Source organism: Azospirillum sp. TSO35-2, assembly GCF_003116095.1.
Lineage (GTDB): Bacteria > Pseudomonadota > Alphaproteobacteria > Azospirillales > Azospirillaceae > Azospirillum.
In genome coordinates, this window is the sequence record NZ_LGRA01000021.1 from 2,603,168 (window position 1) to 2,619,534 (window position 16,367).

Genomic DNA, 16,367 nt, shown 5'->3' on the forward strand with positions numbered 1-16,367 from the left:
GGCTTCAGAACGTCATGCGCGCGCCGAGCTTCATCACCGCCCCGGCCGACTCCGGGCCGGTTTCCAGATTGGTGTCGGCGACCAGCTCCCAGCGCGGGGTGACCTGGTAGGACAGGTCCGCAAGGTACCGGTCGGTCGGCGCCGCCCCGTCCGGCGCGGCGCGGCGCAGGCGGAGCGACAGGGTCATGGCGCCGCGGGCGTAGGCGACGGCGGCGTTCCAGCTGCGGACCGACACGCCGTCGGCCTCCTCCTGCCGGCGCAGGTCGCCGTCCAGGGTCACGCTGCGCCACGCCAGTTGCGTGCCGACGATCCAGGATTCGCGCGGCAGGCGCCGGGACCAGTCGCGCACCCGCGCCCGGCTGGTGCCGGCGGTCAGACGGGCGCTCACGCCGCCGACGCGGGTGGTCTGGCGCACCGCCGCCTCGACCATGTGAAGCGCCTCGCGCGGGTCGGGCACTTCGCCGTTGCCGCGCGGCAGCGGGGTGTAGCTGGCCCCGATCTCGAACCCGCGCAGCATCGGCGTGTAATAGGTCAGCTTCGCCGTGCGGCCGCCCGCCGCGGTCAGCGGCTGGGCGCCGGGCGCCACCAGCCGGCTGCGGGCGCCGTCGGTCTGCCCGATCTCCAACTCACCCCAAGAGCCGTCGACGGCCAAGAAATGCTTTTGATTGGAAACACCAGCCTGATTGTAGAGAATATCCGCGGATGCCCCACCGGCCGAAAAGACCGCCATCGCTGCCAGACATGGCATGGTGATATGTCGTTTCATCGGTAAGACCCGCGCTGTTTTGTCAGGGTTCGACTGTCCGCTCCGTCGATCCCGCTGCTGTCTATCCTTTCGCATTTGAAAGATGTTCGTCGAAAAATCGGACAAAAATGTGGCCTGTCCTTTGTTCGTTGCGGCGCAAAAAATTGGGCGGGTTCGCTCATTACGCGAACCCGCCCCAGGGGAGGACATTCAGGGTGTTTCGGCCGTCACACCAGGGCGCGCACCGTCACCCCGGCCTGTTCCAGCGCGCGGCGGACCGCGGCGGCCATGGCGACCGCCGTCGGGGTGTCGCCGTGGACGCAGATGGTGTCGGCGACGATCGGCAGGCGGGTGCCGTGGCGGCTTTCCACCGCGCCGTCCAGCACCATCCGCACCACCCGCGCCGCGGCAAGGTCGGGGTCGTGGATGACCGAGCCAGCGATGCTGCGCGGGGTCAGGCTGCCGTCGTCCTCATAGCTGCGGTCGGCGAAGGCTTCGCGCCCGACCCGCAGGCCGACCGCCTCGCCGGCCCGCTCCATCGCGCTCAGCGGCGGCACGACGAACAGCAGCGCCGGGTCGACCGCCTTGACCGCGCGGGCGATGGCCCCGGCCAGATCGGCCTCGACCGCCGCCATGTTGTAGAGCGCGCCGTGCGGCTTCACATGGGTGACGCGCTGCCCCGACAGCGCGGCGCAGGCCTGGAGCGCGCCGATCTGGTAGGCGACCAGCCGCTCCACCTCGGTGGCGCCGATGCCGCGGATGCTGCGGCGGCCGAAGCCGGCGCGGTCCTCGAAACCGGGATGGGCGCCGATCCGCACCCCCTTCTCCCCCGCCAGCTTGGCGGTGTCCGCCATGATGGTCGGGTCGCCGGCGTGGAAGCCGCAGGCGATGTTGGCGGAGGTGACGATGTCCAGCATCGCCCGGTCGTCGCCCATCGTCCAGGCGCCGTACCCCTCCCCCATGTCGCAGTTCAGATCGATGGTCGGCATGGTCATTCCCGCTCCTGATGTCCGGACGGCGCCGGACGGGTTTTGCTTCCGGGTGGGCAGCGCCCCCGGATCATTCCGTTCACACCGGATCCGACTGTCGCAGAGAGCGGATGAAGCCGGCAACCTGGGTCCGCATCGCGCCCATCTGGAGTGCGAGGGAGCCCGCCGCCCCATCCAGTTGGCGGGAGGCGTCGCCGGTCCGCTCCGCCGTGCCGGTCGTCGCGTTCACCTCGCCCAGCAGGGCGCGCACGCCCTGGGCCGCCTCGGCCACGCCGCGGCTGATCGCGCCGGTGGCGGCGTCCTGCTGCTCGACCGCCGCGGCGATCGAGGCGCTGGTCTCGCTCAACGCGTGGACGACGCGGGTGATCTCGACGATCTCGCCGGCGGCCAGACCGGTGGAGTCCTGGATCGCCCGGACTTGGGTCTCGATGTCCTCGGTCGCCTTGGCGGTCTGGGTCGCCAGCGCCTTGACCTCGCCGGCCACCACGGCGAAGCCCTTGCCGGCCTCGCCCGCCCGCGCCGCCTCGATGGTGGCGTTCAGCGCCAGCAGGTTGGTCTGCTTGGCGATGGCGTTGATCAGCGTCACCACCGCCGACACGCGGTCGGCCGCCTGCACCAGCCCGGTGACCTGACCGGTGGCGCTGGTCGCCCGGTGCGACGCCTCGCCGGCGATCGATTGCGCGTGCTGGGCCTGGGCCGAGATCTCGCGGATCGACGCCGCCAGCTCGTCCACCGCCGCCGCCATGCCCTCGACGGAACCGTTGACCGACGCGGCGTTGACCGCCGCCTGCCGGCTGGCGTGGCCGTTGCGTTCCGCCATGTCCGACAGGGTGCGGGTGGCGTCGCCCATCGCCCCGGCGGTGTCGGCGACCTCCGACAGGACGCTGCCGACCTGACGCTCGAAGTCATCGGCGACGCTGGCGATGGCGGCGCGGCGCTCCGTCTCGGCGCGGCGGTGCAGCTCCACCTGCCCGGCCTCCAGCCGCTGCTTGGCCGCGCCCTGCTCCTTGAACACCTGGACGGCCGCGGCCATCCGGCCGATCTCGTCGCGACGCTCCAGCGACGGCACCCCGACCTCGCTTTCACCACCCGCCAGCCGGGTCATCACGGCGGTCAGCCGGACGATCGGCCGCGTCGCCCGGCGCACGATCAGGAACAGCGCGCCGCACAGCGCCAGCAGCGCCGCAAGGCCGCAACCGGCCAGCCGCCACGCCCGCTCCCACGCCTGGCGCTCGGCCCGGCGCGGCGACAGGTGGATCTCCACCGCGCCCAGCCGGTCGGTGCGGCTGCCGGCGCTGCGCAGGATGTCGGCGCGACGGACCAGGGTGGCCGGATCGGCCGCCGACACGTCGCCGCTGGCGGTGAACACCGCGCCCTTGGGGTCGAGCACCCGGCTGCCGACGTAATCGGGGTCGTTGGCCAGCGCGGCGAGCTGCGCCGCGGCGGACTCCTGGTCGACGTTCCACAGCGGTTCGGCCAGGCCGCCGGCGATGACGCGCACCGTCACCGCGGCGCGGTCCTCCAGCGCGACGCGGGCGTCGTCCCGGTTCATGGCGACCACCGCGGCGATCGCCGTCCAGGCGATCACCGTCACCATCAGCGCGATCGGCCAGACCACCCGGAGCGCCAGGGTCCGGCCCACAAGCTGCACCATCATGTCCATTCCCCCACTGGTCGCCGGACGGGCATCGTCAGTCCCACCCGGTGATGGCGCCGCCGATCAGGTTGAAGCTGAGCAGCCGGGCGCTGTCGGTCAGCGCGAAGCCGCCGGCCGACCGCAGCAGCCCCGGCAGGCCGGCCAACACCGCGCGGTGGCGCGCGCCGATCCGCCCGGCCTCGGCGGCGTCGACGGCGCGGAAGCGCACCGGGTCGCCCGGCCGCATCTGCGCGAAGCCGCCGATGTCCGGCCCGATCACGCAGGCGATCTTGGGATAGCCGCCGGTGGTCTGGCGGTCGGCCAGCAGCACGATCGGCCGCCCGGTGCCCGGCACCTGGATCGCCCCCAGCGGAATGCCGTCGGAGGTGATGTTGAAGCCGCGGGCGTGCTCGATCGCCGGGCCGTTCAGCCGGCAGCCCATGCGGTCGGCCTCATGGCTGACGGTGAACGCCTCCTCCAGGAAGGCGGCGATGCCCCGGGGGGTGAAATAGTCCTGCTGCGGCCCCAGCATCACCCGCACCGTGCCGCCCCGCGCCGGCAGCAGCGACGGGTCGAGCCGCTGCTCCCCGCGGTCCGCCGCCCGGTCGAGGCGCAGCGGCAGCCGGTCGCCGGCCTTCAGCGTCCCGCCGTCCAGCCCGCCCAGCCGGCTGCGCACATGGGTGGCGACGCTGCCCAGCACCGGGCGCAGCGCAAAGCCGCCCTCCACCGCCCAATAGCCGCGCGTGCCGTTGCGCAACGGGCCGATGGTCAGGGTCTGGCCGTCGCGCAGGCGCAGGCTGGTCCAGGACGGCACCGGCTCGCCATCCACCGCCAGGGCGGCGTCGGCGGCGACGGCGACGCGCACCGGCCCGCCCTCCGCCGTCAGGCTGTCGCCGGCCAGGGTGAACTCGACCGCCCCCTCCGCCGCCGGGTTGCCGACCAGCGCGTTGGCGGCGGCGTGCAGCAGCGGATCGGCCGCCCCGGCGACCGACACGCCGTAGCGCTGGTAGCCGATCCGGCCGCGGTCCTGCACCGTGGAACTGGGGCCGGCCGCGACGATGCGGAGATGCGCGGTCATGCGACGGCTCCCTGGTCGGCCCCGCGGTCGGCGGCGATGGTCTCGCTGTCCGGGACGAAGCCGGGCAGCGCCTCCAGCCGGTCATACTCGGCGGCGGAGATCGCGGTGAAGCGGATGCGGTCGCCCGGCGCCAGCAGGAAGGGCGGCTCGCGCCGCAGGTCGAAGGTGCGGGCCGGCGTCCGCCCCAGCAGATGCCAGCCGCTGGGCATGGCGATCGGCGAGATGGCGGCCTGCTCACCGCCCTGCATGACGCTGCCGGCCGGCGTCACCATCCGCGGATTCTCGCGCCGCGGCTGGTGCAGCACCGCCGGCAGGCCGCCCAGATAGGCGAAGCCCGGCGAGAAGCCCAGCATGTAGACGCGGTAGTCGGCGGCGCAGTGCAGCGCGACCACCTCCGCCGCCGTCAGGCCGCTGCGCCGGGCCACCTCGTCCAGATCCTCGCCATGGGCACCGCCGAAGCAGACCGGCACGATCCAGCGCAGCGCCGGTTCCGCCGCCGCCGCGCCGAGACCGGCGGCAAGGTCCAGCAGCGCGCCGCCCAGCGCGTCGGCGCCGGTCAGCGCCGGGTCGAACTGCACCAGGATCGAGCGGTATGTGGGTACCGTCTCAACGATGCCGGGCAGGCCGGCGTCGGCGATGCGGCGGTCCAGCCGGTGGACGGCGTCGTTCAGGGCCGGCTCGATGCCGTCGCCGAGTTCCACGATCAGGGCGCTGTCGCCGGCGGCCCGCAGGATGGGCGGCGGGACGGCCGGCGGGACGAATGGCGACGGAGGGGTCACGCTCATGGATGGTCCCAAGGCTGTCGGGGTGGAACGCCGGTCCGACGGATCGGGCCGGCGCCGTGATCAGCGGGCGTACTTGTCCAGCACCCGCTGGTAGGCGCCGCTGGCCTTCATCGCCGCGACGCCGGCGTCGAAGTCATCGCGCAGCTTGGTCGTGTCGCGCGCCTTGGTAAAGGCTATGTAGCTGGGGATGTCCTGCACCGCCGGCGTCAGTTCCGTCACCCGGTCCAGCGCGCCGGCCTGCTTCAGGAAATACTGGGCGACGTAGCGGTTGCTCGGCATCACCTCGAACCGGCCGGACAGCAGCTTCTTCACGTTGCTGTCGCTGTCGTTCGACTTCTCCACCGCCGGCAGGATTCCGGTCTTGACCGCGTCGTCGATGATCGGGCCGTAGCTGATCTGGTTGACGACGCCGAACCGGTGGCCGGCCAGCTTGGCGAGGTCGCCGTCGAAGCGGACCGGGCTGTCCTTGGCGACGAACAGCGACACCACCTGCGGCACCAGCACCTGGGTGGAGTAGGTCAGGAACTGCTCGCGCTCCGGCGTCTTGTAGGCGGTGAAGACGGCGTCGGCCTTGCCCTCCCGCACGGTGTCGAGCGCGCGGGCCCACGGCATGATCTCGACCGACACGCTGTGGCCCGCCGCCGCCATCGCTTCGGTCACGATGTCGTAGGCGATGCCGGCGGGCTTGCCGCCGTCGTCGTAGATCAGCGGCGGAAAGCTGAGCGCCACCATCTTGAGGTCGGCGGCGGCGGCCGGCAATCCGGCGGTGGCGAGCAGTCCGCTGGCGAGCAGAATGGTCTTCAGCGTGCTGGGCACGGGGCAAATCTCCTCTCATGCCCGCAGGACGGGGTCTTGCGGGGCGGCCGGGAACGAACGGGCGGACGGAAGAGGCGGGCGGCTACAGCACCGACAGATGCGTGTTCAACAGGTCGGTGATCAGCATGGCGCCGGGGCTGTGGGTGATGGCGATCGGCGGGCGGGCGTTGCGGATCGCGACCTGTGGCGTCACCCCGCAGGCCCAGAACACCGGCACCTCGCCGGGCTCCACCGGCACGGCGTCGCCATGTTCGGGGGCGGCGATGTCACGGATGCCGATGGCCGCCGGGTCGCCGAAATGCACCGGCGCGCCGTGCACCGACGGGAAGCGCGAGGTGATCTGGATGGCGCGGATGGCGTCCTTCGGCACCATCGGCCGCATCGACACCACCATCGTGCCTTCGAAGCGGCCGGCCGACACGCAGGGGATCGTCGTCTCGTACATCGGCACGTTGCGGTCCAGCGCGATGTGGCGCACCGGCACGCCGTCGGCCAGCAACGCCTCCTCGAACGAGAAGGAGCAGCCGATCAGGAAGGACACGAAGTCGTCGCGCCACAGGGCGGTGACGTCGGTCGGGCTGTCGGTCAGCACGCCGTCGCGATAGACGCGGTAGCGCGGCACGTCGGTGCGGATGTCGATGCCGGCGCCGAGCGTGGGCAGCGCCGGATCGCCGACCTCCGACACCGCCAGCAGCGGGCAGGCCTTCGGGTTGGCCTGGCAGAAGCGCAGGAAGTCGCCGGCCCAGTCGGCCGGCAGGATGGCGAGGTTGGCCTGGACATGGCCGCGGGCGAGCCCGGCGGTCGGGCCGGCGTGGGCACCGCTGCGGATGCGCAGGCGTTCGGCGGCGGCGGAGAGGGGGGTGGTCATGGGTGGGGATCCGGGGTTCGAATGTTTCGTGGAACAGCTTTGGCTTCGCATTGCCCCCACCTCAACCCTCCCCCGCTCTCGCGGGAGAGGGCGCCTTCTGCGAAGCGGCGGCAGTCCCCTCCACCTCGAAGAGGGGGAGGGTTAGGGAGGGGGCAACCGGGCGGAAGGCCCTCACATGCCCAAATACGCCTGCCGCACCTCGTCGTTGCCGAGCAGGTCCTGGCCGGACCCTTCCATCACGACGCGGCCGGTCTGGATGACATAGCCGCGGTCGGCGATCTCCAGCGCGCGGTGGACGTTCTGTTCGACCAGCAGCACGGTGATGCCGCGCTGGCGGATCAGCTGGATGGTCTCGAAGATGCGGGTCACCAGCTTGGGCGCGACGCCCCAGGACGGTTCGTCCAGCATCAAGAGGTCGGGCTGGCTCATCAGGCCGCGGCACATCGCCAGCATCTGCTGCTCGCCACCCGACAGGGTGCCGGCCTGCTGGCGGCGGCGGTCGCCCAGCACGGTGAAGGTGTCGTAGGCGAATTGGAGCGTTTGCTCGCGTTTCGCCGCATCGCTGGTGGTGAAGCCGCCCAGCATCAAATTCTGCTCCACCGTCAGGCGGGGGAACAGGCGGCGGCCTTCCGGCACCAACACCAGCCCGCGCTTGACCCGCTCGTGCGCCGGGACATTCGACAGTTCCTGCCCCTTCAGCGTGATGGAGCCGCCGTCGAGCACGTTCAGCCCAGCGATGGCGCGCAGCGTGGTCGACTTGCCGTTGCCGTTGCCGCCGACGATGGCGACGATCTCCCCGCGGTTCAGCGACAGGCTGACGTCGCGGATGGCGGGGACGCGGCGGTAGCTGGACTGGATGTTGCGGACCTGCAGCATCGGTTCCGCCGACATCGACGGCACCGGCACCGAACGCACCGGTTCGGACAGGGTCGGTTGGAGCATGGTCTCACTCCCCCAGGTAGGCGGCGATGACCGCCGGGTTTTCGGCGATCTCCGCCGGGGTGCCGTCGGCGATCTTGGCACCATAATCCAGCACCAGCATGCGGTGGGCGATCGGCATGATGCCCTCCATCACATGCTCGACGATGATGCTGGCGATGCCGCGCAGGTGGATGCGGTGGACCAGTTGCGACGCCTCGCGCACCTCGGTCGGGTTCAGCCCGGCCATCACCTCGTCCAGCAGGATCAGCTTGGGCTCGGTGGCGAGCGCGCGGGCGACCTCCAGCCGCTTCTGCTCCGACACCGTCAGGTCGGACGCGGGGGTGTCGGCGCGGTGGGTCAGGCCGACGAACTCCAGCTCCTGCTCCGCCCGCTCCCGTGCCTCGGCCACCCGCTTGTTGCGCAGCATGGCGCCGACCATCACGTTCTCCCGCGCCGTCATCGACTGGAAGACGCGGACGATCTGGAAGGTGCGGGCGATGCCGAGCGCCGCCGCCGCTTCCGGGGTGGAGCCGGTGATGTCGCGCCCCTCGAAGGCGATGCGGCCGCTGGTCGGCGTGTGGAAGCCGGCGAGGCAGTTGAACAGGGTGGTCTTGCCGGCGCCGTTCGGGCCGATCAGCCCGACGATCTCGCCGTGGTGGATGATGAAGCTGATGTCGCGGTTGGCGATCAGGCCGTCGAAGGCCTTGCCCAGGCCGTCCACGGCCAGCAGGGGGGCGGTGTTCACGGGCGGACCTCCAGCTTGTCGGCCTTGGCCGTCTTCGTTCCGCCCGGCAGACGGCGACCGATATGGCGACGCAGATCGGACAGCAGCCCCAGCACGCCGGACGGGCTGAAGACGGCGACCAGGATGATCATGGCGGCGTAGATGATCATGTCAGTGCCGGACCCGGTGCTGCCGAACAGGGTGCGGCTGTACTCCTCGATGGTGATCAGGATCACCGCGCCCAGCACGGGCCCCAGCAGCGTGCCGACCCCGCCCAGGATGGCGATCAGCGCGATCTTGATCGACACGGTGGTGGCGAAGACCGAACCGGGGTCGATGAACATCTCCTTCTGGGCGTAGAAGCTGCCACCCAGCGCGGTCAGGAAGGCCGACACCGACAGCGCGATCAGCTTGTAGCGGGTCAGGCTGACGCCCAGCGCGCGGGCCGCTTCCGGCTCGTCCTTGATGGCGCGGAAATAATAGCCGATGTGGCTGCGCTCGATCGCCCAGGCGACCGCCACCGTCAGCACCAGCAGGCCGAGGATCAGGTAATAGTAGGGCAGCTTGGCCAGGAAGATCAGCGCGCCCCAGCCGCTGCGGTCCATCGGCAGGGTGAGTCCGACGGCGCCCTCCAGAAGGTCGCTGTTGGTCACCAGGATCTGCATGATCTCCGCCACCGCGATGGTCGCCATGGCGAAATAATGCCCCTTCAGCCGGAAGCAGGGCCAGCCCATGGCCAGCGCGAACAGCGCCGCCACCAGCCCGCCGGCCACCGCGCCGATCCACGGGCTGATGCCGAGCGACACCAGCAGCATGGTCGAGGTGTAGGCGCCGATGCCGTAGAACACCGCATGGCCCAGCGAAACCTGACCGGCGTAGCCGCCGACGATGTTCCAGGCCACGCCCATCTGGGCGCCCATCAGGATCAGGATCAGGAAGTTCTGCTGCGACGGTTCGGTGACCGCCAGCGGCAGGACGGCGGCCAGGGCGAGCAGGGCGACCGCCCCGATGGCCTTGCGCGATTGCGTCATGGTTCCGGTCGTCATCAGGCTTTCCCCAACAGGCCCCGCGGGCGCACCAGCAGGACGATCAGCAGCAGCGACAGCACGATGGCGGTCTTGTATTCCGGGCCGATCAGGAAGCCGCCCAGCACCTCGATCAGGCCGACGATGATGCCGGCCAGGAAGGCGCCGGTGATGCTGCCGAAGCCGCCCAGCACCACCACCACGAAGGCGATCAGGATGAAGTTCGATCCCACCTCCGGGAAGATCGGGAAGAAGGTGGCGATCAGCCCGCCGGCCAGACCGGCGCAGGCGGCGCCGATGCCCCAGGCCAGCGCGAACATCTTCTGCCCGTCGATGCCCATCAGGGTGGCGGCCTCGCGGTCGATGGCGGTCGCCTCCAGCGCGGTGCCCAGGCGGGTGCGGTGCAGGAACAGCCACAAGGCCCCCGTCACCCCGACCGCGCCCAGCGCCGCGACGAACTGCGGCAGGCCGAACTGCACCGGCCCCAGCGCGATATTGCCGCTGATCAGGCTGTTGGAGATCAGCCGGTGGTCGGGCTTCCAGAAGAACTGCGCCAGACCGCGCAGCAGGATCATCAGGCCGAAGGTCGCGAAGATCTGCGACAGCATCGGCGCCTTCAGGATGCGGCGGATGACGGTCTGGTAGACGATGACGCCGACGGCGAACAGCAGCAGCGCGGTCATCGGCAGCGCGATGATGGGATCGATGGCGAACAGGGCGAAGGCCCAGAAGCTGGCGTACATGCCCAGCATCAGGAATTCGCCGTGGGCGAAGTTGACGATGTCCATCACGCCGAAGATCAGCGTCAGGCCGACGGCGACCAGGGCGTAGATCAGCCCGATCAGCAGGCCCGAGACGAGCACTTGGATGAGAATGTCGGCGGTCATTGCCGCGCCCCCTTTGGCAACAGGGTGGGCCGGAGGGTGATGACGCCCTCTCCCGCCTCTCGCGCAAACGCAGTTTGCGCTGACGGCGTCAGGCGGATCGAAGATCCGCCGAGAGCCCCGGGAGAGGGGGAAAACCCCCACGTGGGACGTTCAGACGCTCAGCGGCCGTCCCAGGCGGGCATCGGGTAGACGACCGGCTTGGTCGCCACGTCGAACGGCCACACCGTCACATACTGGCCGTTCTGGACCTGCACGATGATGCCCTGGCCCAGCTCGTTCTGGCCGTTGGCGTCGAACTTGACGCCCTTCCACGGCATGATCAGCCCGGCGGCGGGAATGTCGGTCTCCTGCAGCGCCTTGCGGATGGCGTCCGGCTGGGTCGAGCCGGCGCGGTCGATGGCGTCGGCCAGCACGGCGATGGCGGTGAAGGCGCGGGCCGAGTTGCCGTTGAAGTTCACGCCCGACCGCTCGCGCATCAGGTCGTTGACCTGGCGGATCAGCGGGTTGCGGTCGGCCTGGTCCAGCGCCCAGACCTCGCGGCTGATGATGTCCTCGCCATCCTTGCCCATGGTCTTGAGGAATTCGCTGTCGTTGAAGCCGGCGTCGTTGGCCAGCAGCATCTTCGGCAGGAAGCCCAATTCCTTGTAGGTCTTCATCGACAGGATGGCGTCGCCGAGGTAGCTGGATTGCATGATGACGGCCGGGTTGGCGGCCTTCAGCCGCTGCACCTCCGACGTCATCTGCGTCGTCTTGGCCGGGTAGACGATCTTCTCGGCGATGGTGAACTTGCGCTCCTCGGCCAGCTTGGTCTGCAGCTTGGTCGTCTCGTTGCCCCACAGCGTGTTCTCGTTGAACAGGCCGATGCCGCGCAGGTTGTCGCCGGTCTTCTTCTCCATATCCTCAAGGAAGGTGAAGAAGTTGGTGACGAACAGGTCGTCGTGCGGGGTGGTGCGGAAGAACCATTTGAACTTGCGCTGGGTCAGCGTCGCCGACGAGGACTCGCCGTTCAGGAACGGCACGCCATAGCGTTCGGCGACCTGGCTGGCGGTGGCGGTGACGTTGGAGAAATAGGCCCCGGCGAGCGCCGACACCTTCTCGCTGGTGATCAGCCGTTCCGCCTCGGTCGAGCCGACCTGCGGGTTGCCCTGGTGGTCGCCGAAGATCAGCTTGATCTTGGCGCCCTTCAGGTGCGGCATGCCGACGCCGGCGACCAGGCCGGCCGGCGCCGGGATCTCCTTGTTGACGATGGCGGCGGCCAGCTCGGCCGCGGCCTTCAGCTCCACGCCGGTGGAGGCGGCGGCACCGGTCAGCGGGTAGATCACGCCGATGCGGATCTCGTCCTCGGCACGGGCGGCGCCAGCGGTCAGGCCGCCCAGCGCGGTGGTCGCCAGCAGGGCCGCCGCGGCGATCATGCGGGTCATCGTCCGGCGCCGGACCGGCATCTGGCGGGTGAGTTGTCGGCGCACAGGGGCCGTGGCCGAAGACCGCGTCTTCGTACCCGTAAACCGCATCGTGGAATCTCCTCTGTTCAGTGCCGTCGATGAATCGTTGGGATGGATCGGTGGCGGGTGGCGCGGCCTTTTCGGCTCGGTTGTTTGCGCCTCTGACAGAATGATGACACGAACAGTATCAACCCCGTCCAATCGTATCTTTTGATCTCAATTGATAATCAGACGCTATCAATCGGCGACCGAACTCCCGCCCCGTTCTCCGCCCCGCCGGGCATCATCGCCTGATACTGGCCGGCCACCTCCACCGCCAACTGGGCAACGACCGAGGCCATGTGGTTCTCGCCATTGGCGGGATAGGCGGCGCAGAAAGTCATGCCGGGCAACGGCTCCTGCGCCCGGATCAGCCGCAACCGTCCTTCGGCCAGCTCGCGCTGGACGATGACGGTGGGGATGACGCTGACGCCGACCGCGTCGACCGCCATGCGCACGACGCTGGCGAGCGAGCTGTTGCCGAACATCCGCACCGGCAGCCCGATCGACGAGAACATCTCGCGGATGACGCCATAGGGCTGGGTGGTGCGGGAAAAGGTGATGATCGGCCAAGCCGCCAGATCCTGCAGCGACACCGGTTCCGCCGGCAGCGCCAGGGCCGGGCTGGCGACCCAGCCCAGCGGGTAGCTGCCGACCGGCATCGTCTTGAACCGGATGTCGGTGTAGGAGGCCAGCATCACCGCCACGTCGATCTCGTGCCGGGTCAGCGCGTCGCGCAGGCTGGGCGAGGTTTCGACCTCGATCTCCAGCGACACGGCGGGGTAGAGCGCGTTCAGCCGTTCGATCAGCCGGCTGAGCCAGGTGTGGACCACCGTCTCCGCCACCCCCAGCCGGATGACGCCGCGGATGGCGCTGCGGTCGGCCACCGCGCTCAGCAGTTCGGCACGGAGTTCCATCATCCGCTCGGCGTAGGTCAGCAGCACCATCGCCTGCGGCGTCGGGGCGACGCGCCGCCCGACCCGCTCGAACAGCACGACCCCCAGCTCGTCCTGCAACTGGGCGATCCGGGCGGAGACCGCCGGCTGCGTGGTGTTCAGCCGCTCCGCCGCCCGGCGGAAGCCGCCCAACCGCATGGTCCAGATGAAGGTCTCCAGCGACTTCAGATCCAGCATGCTCCCCCCACCCGGCGCGGACGGCCGATCATAGCATGCGGTTGCGCCTCAGCGATCGCCGTCCAGCGCGGCCAGTTCAGCCTCCACCACCGCCAGCCGCTCGCGCAGGCGGTCGCGTTCCGCCTCCAGCGCCTCGCGCCGGCTGACATGGTCGATCGCCTTGTCGCGCAAGTCCCGCTTGAAGCGGACGATCTCCGGCCGGGTGACGTCGGGACGGATCAGGTTGCTCTGGTCGGCCAGCCGGAGCTGCTCGGTGGTCAGGGTGGCGAGCTGGTAGACGGTGGCGTAGCTCGGCGGCAGTTTCGCCCCCGGCAGCCGGCCGCTGTCCACCGCCTCCGCCACCATGCGCAGCTGGTAGGCGACCTGATAGCCGAAGGGCAGCTCGTTCTCGACCATCGCCTGGAACTCGCCGTGCGGCAGCCGCATCCGCGCCTGGACCAGATAGCGGCCGATCAGCAGGAACTTCTCCTGGGCGCTGCGCCACAGGGTCGAGATTTCCTGGACGAACTCCTCGCGCCGCAGCAGGTCGATCGGCGCCTCCGCCATGCGCTCGATGCGCTCGTCGACCGCCATGTGACGGCGGGCCTGCGCCTTGGACACCTGCTTGAACCCGCTCATTGCGCCAGCTCCAGTTCGTGACGGACGAAGGCCCAGACCCCGGCCACATGCTCGGCACCCTTGCCGCCCTTCAGTTCCAGCAGGCCGAGCCCGCGCCCGGCGGTGAACTGGATGTCCTCGTAGTCGGGCACCTCGACCGGGCAGATCCGGCCGTCGCCCAGCAGCTTGCGCTGCGCCTCGGTAAAGCCGCGGGTGCGCGGCTTCACCCGGTTCATCACGAAGGCGGCGTTCTTGCCGTAGCGGCGGACGAAGCGCATCCACGGCCGCACCGAATCCAAATCGTCGTCGCTCTGCCCGGTCGGCACCACGATCAGGTCGGACGACAACGCCAGCAGCTTGAACTCCTCCGGATGGTCCTCGATCGACGGCGGGGTGTCGATCACCAGCAGGTCGAAGCCGTCGATGCCGTTCAGCGCCGCGCGGATGTCGACCGACGTCATCCCGCCTTCGAAATGGGTGATCGGCACCATGCCGTCCGGCCGCTTGGCGAACCATTTGGTCAGGCTGCGCTGCGGGTCGAGGTCGAGCGTCGCCACCGCGCACCCGTCGAGCGCCGCCGCCACCGCGATGTTGCGGCTGAGCGTCGTCTTGCCGATCCCGCCCTTTGGACCGTTGACCAGCAGGCGCTTCACCGGCCTGTGTCCCGTGTCGTTCGTCATGCTCGCGACCCTTTCCGCCATCGGCTGCTGCCGTCTTGTAGCAAAGCGGAACCGTGGCGCAAATCTAAGACATGTCTTAGGTTCGACGCGCCCGGTCCAGGGTGTCGTTCGCGCCACAGCCCCAGAGGTCGCAGACCGGGGTATGCAAGACCGAACCGCCCCATCATCGCATACGCCGCACCGCGCCGGCCAGCACCGGTCGCACCGCCGCGGCTCCCGTCCCGCCACCGCTGCCTCCCGCCCGCTCCCCGGCCAGCACGATGGCACGCAGACGGTCGGCCAGCGCACGCTCGCCGGCGCAGGCCTCCTCGCACAGGGCGCGGATCTCGGCGATGCTCGGCCGCCATTTGCGGGTCCGCCGCCAGACCCGCGCCGCGTGGTCGATCGCCCAGGCCGGAAACTCGCCCAGATCGTCGGCCCAGTCCATCGCGAGCAATTGCTCCACCTCCGGCGTCGTCGCCTTCGCCGGGAAATGGCTCAGCAGCGCCAGCACCCGGCCGAGCAGATGGTTGGCCGAGGCTGGAGCCAGGATGCTCTCCTCGATCTCCACCAGCGCGCGGCGGGCGAGCGCGGCGTGGCGCGGCGTGACCTGCGCCGGCGGGGTCCATTCCTCGGCGACATCGGCGAAGCCGTCGTCGGTGAAGCGGCTGCGCCGGCCGATCCGGCCGCTGTCGAGCAGCTCCCGCAGCGGATCCGGCAGCGCCTCGCGCAGCAACCGCCCGCGCAGGGCCGGCGCCATCGCCGGGTCGAACGGCAGCGGCAGGCTCGGCGTGGCGGCGGGCGTCGCCGGTCCGGGAAAGGGGTGCAGGTTGGTCATGCCCGCACCCACGGGCCGGCCGCGGTCGGCGCCATCGCCCCGGATCCGGCGTCGCCGTTCAACCGCGCGGCGACGCTGGCCCAGGCCGACAGCCGTTGTTCGGCCTCGGCCGACCGCGATGGTGTCGGCCGGACCGCCGTCCTGTCCGCCTTGCGGCCGCGGTTGCCGGCCGCGCGGTCCGTCGCGGACCCAGCGGGAGCGACCAACCGCGCCATGTCCTGCAGCAGCCACGACCGCCACGCCGCGCCGGCGTCGCGGTAGCGGTAGCCGTGGGCCCGGCATTGCTGGACGAAACGCTCGGCGTGGCGATCGATGTCGGCCGCCGGGAAGCGGGCCTCGGCCCACCGGCGGTCGGCGGCGGTCGGCACCCAGTCCTCCGCGACCGTTTGAGCGGCAATCGGTTGACCCGTGCCTCCATCCGCACGCTGGTCGAGCGAGTCCGGAATCTGTTCTGGTTCAGGCTGTTCCTGACTCGCCGCTGGACAGGGGGAGTCCATGGCCGAGTCAGCGGGACTGTCCACCCCCGCACCCCCGCCGCTGCGCGTTCCCGCCCCTTGCGGGTCCGTCGCCGGCGTCAGCGCCAGCCGATAGCGGCAGCTCAACCGGCCGCCGTTGGCCGAGCGGCGATGCTCGATCGCCACCAGCCCGAGCGCGTCGAGCCGGCCCAGGATCCGGTTGACGGTCGGCCGGCTGCGTTTCAACTTGCCGGCCAGCGTCGCCTGCGACGGCCAGCAGACCCCGCTGTCGTCGGCGTAGGTGCTCAGCGCCGCCAGGACGGCAAGGCCATCGGCGTCCAGCTCCGGATGGTCGAGCCACCAGGCGGGGATGCGGCCCCAGCGGCCCGGGTGGGGGGCAGGGGCTGCGGGTGTGGTGTGGGCGGTCATGCGATCGGAACTCCTCCGCTCATCTGCGGTCACGTTTGGACCGGAGGATTCGAAGCGCTCCGCGGCAGAGTCGAATCGCGGGCTCCGGCTCCATGGAGCGGCAGCCCGCAGCCCGTCAGCCATAGCCCGCGACCGTGAAGCCCCGGCCCGCGATCCTGGAGCAACAGCCCGCGATGCCCGGCCGAATCGGAATCCTGGCGTGTTTGGCCGCGGATATGGAGCCCCGGCCCGCGATATCCCGCCCCCGGTCATGGAGCCATAGCCCGCGTTTCGGCCGTTTCCGGCCGGGTGCGCCGCTGGC

General features: G+C 70.5%; 17 protein-coding genes. All 17 read right to left on the reverse strand.

Annotated features, from left to right (window positions below):
• Nucleotides 1–4 precede the first annotated feature (4 nt).
• Entirely contained in the window at nucleotides 5–955 is a 951-nt protein-coding gene (locus tag TSO352_RS27835; protein ID WP_348770668.1) for a porin, read from the reverse strand.
• A gap of 17 nt (nucleotides 956–972) precedes the next feature.
• Nucleotides 973–1,740 carry a 5-oxoprolinase subunit PxpA gene (locus tag TSO352_RS27840; protein WP_199231737.1) on the reverse strand — a complete coding sequence of 256 codons (768 nt, stop codon included), beginning with the start codon at nucleotides 1,738–1,740 and terminating at the stop codon, nucleotides 973–975.
• Nucleotides 1,741–1,813: 73 nt separating this feature from the next.
• The gene (locus TSO352_RS27845) at nucleotides 1,814–3,391 is read right to left on the reverse strand and encodes a HAMP domain-containing methyl-accepting chemotaxis protein (protein WP_158284637.1); all 1,578 of its coding nucleotides are present in this window, start codon (nucleotides 3,389–3,391) and stop codon (nucleotides 1,814–1,816) included.
• 34 nt (nucleotides 3,392–3,425) lie between these two features.
• On the reverse strand, nucleotides 3,426–4,448 hold the full coding sequence (locus TSO352_RS27850; protein ID WP_109110309.1) for a biotin-dependent carboxyltransferase family protein: 1,023 nt from the start codon (nucleotides 4,446–4,448) through the stop codon (nucleotides 3,426–3,428).
• Entirely contained in the window at nucleotides 4,445–5,233 is a 789-nt protein-coding gene (pxpB, locus tag TSO352_RS27855) for a 5-oxoprolinase subunit PxpB (RefSeq protein WP_109110310.1), read from the reverse strand. Before pxpB ends, TSO352_RS27850 begins: the two co-directional genes overlap by 4 nt.
• Before the next feature lie 60 nt (nucleotides 5,234–5,293).
• Nucleotides 5,294–6,049, reverse strand: a complete 756-nt coding sequence (locus tag TSO352_RS27860; protein ID WP_109110311.1) for a transporter substrate-binding domain-containing protein — start codon at nucleotides 6,047–6,049, stop codon at nucleotides 5,294–5,296.
• An 82-nt stretch (nucleotides 6,050–6,131) separates the two neighbouring features.
• Nucleotides 6,132–6,917 carry a putative hydro-lyase gene (locus TSO352_RS27865; protein WP_109110312.1) on the reverse strand — a complete coding sequence of 262 codons (786 nt, stop codon included), beginning with the start codon at nucleotides 6,915–6,917 and terminating at the stop codon, nucleotides 6,132–6,134.
• A 171-nt stretch (nucleotides 6,918–7,088) separates the two neighbouring features.
• On the reverse strand, nucleotides 7,089–7,808 hold the full coding sequence (locus TSO352_RS27870) for an ABC transporter ATP-binding protein (protein WP_199231778.1): 720 nt from the start codon (nucleotides 7,806–7,808) through the stop codon (nucleotides 7,089–7,091).
• A 55-nt stretch (nucleotides 7,809–7,863) separates the two neighbouring features.
• Nucleotides 7,864–8,583 (reverse strand): ABC transporter ATP-binding protein, encoded by a 720-nt coding sequence (locus TSO352_RS27875; RefSeq protein ID WP_247872473.1) that lies wholly within the window; start codon nucleotides 8,581–8,583, stop codon nucleotides 7,864–7,866.
• Nucleotides 8,580–9,608, reverse strand: coding sequence for a branched-chain amino acid ABC transporter permease (locus TSO352_RS27880; protein WP_109110313.1), 1,029 nt, complete (start codon nucleotides 9,606–9,608; stop codon nucleotides 8,580–8,582). The genes TSO352_RS27875 and TSO352_RS27880 overlap by 4 nt, the downstream gene beginning before the upstream one ends.
• Nucleotides 9,608–10,474, reverse strand: a complete 867-nt coding sequence (locus TSO352_RS27885) for a branched-chain amino acid ABC transporter permease (RefSeq protein ID WP_109110314.1) — start codon at nucleotides 10,472–10,474, stop codon at nucleotides 9,608–9,610. The genes TSO352_RS27880 and TSO352_RS27885 overlap by 1 nt, the downstream gene beginning before the upstream one ends.
• Nucleotides 10,475–10,632: 158 nt before the next feature.
• Nucleotides 10,633–11,895, reverse strand: coding sequence for an ABC transporter substrate-binding protein (locus TSO352_RS27890; protein WP_109110915.1), 1,263 nt, complete (start codon nucleotides 11,893–11,895; stop codon nucleotides 10,633–10,635).
• A 248-nt stretch (nucleotides 11,896–12,143) separates the two neighbouring features.
• Nucleotides 12,144–13,088, reverse strand: coding sequence for a LysR family transcriptional regulator (locus TSO352_RS27895; RefSeq protein WP_109110315.1), 945 nt, complete (start codon nucleotides 13,086–13,088; stop codon nucleotides 12,144–12,146).
• Between the two features lie 48 nt (nucleotides 13,089–13,136).
• Entirely contained in the window at nucleotides 13,137–13,706 is a 570-nt protein-coding gene (locus tag TSO352_RS27900; protein WP_109110316.1) for a hypothetical protein, read from the reverse strand.
• Nucleotides 13,703–14,365, reverse strand: a complete 663-nt coding sequence (locus tag TSO352_RS27905) for a ParA family protein (protein ID WP_109110317.1) — start codon at nucleotides 14,363–14,365, stop codon at nucleotides 13,703–13,705. Before TSO352_RS27905 ends, TSO352_RS27900 begins: the two co-directional genes overlap by 4 nt.
• Before the next feature lie 163 nt (nucleotides 14,366–14,528).
• Nucleotides 14,529–15,182 (reverse strand): hypothetical protein, encoded by a 654-nt coding sequence (locus TSO352_RS27910; RefSeq protein WP_109110916.1) that lies wholly within the window; start codon nucleotides 15,180–15,182, stop codon nucleotides 14,529–14,531.
• Complete coding sequence (locus TSO352_RS27915) at nucleotides 15,179–16,066, reverse strand: helix-turn-helix domain-containing protein (protein WP_109110318.1); 888 nt, start codon at nucleotides 16,064–16,066, stop codon at nucleotides 15,179–15,181. Before TSO352_RS27915 ends, TSO352_RS27910 begins: the two co-directional genes overlap by 4 nt.
• Nucleotides 16,067–16,367: the final 301 nt, after the last annotated feature.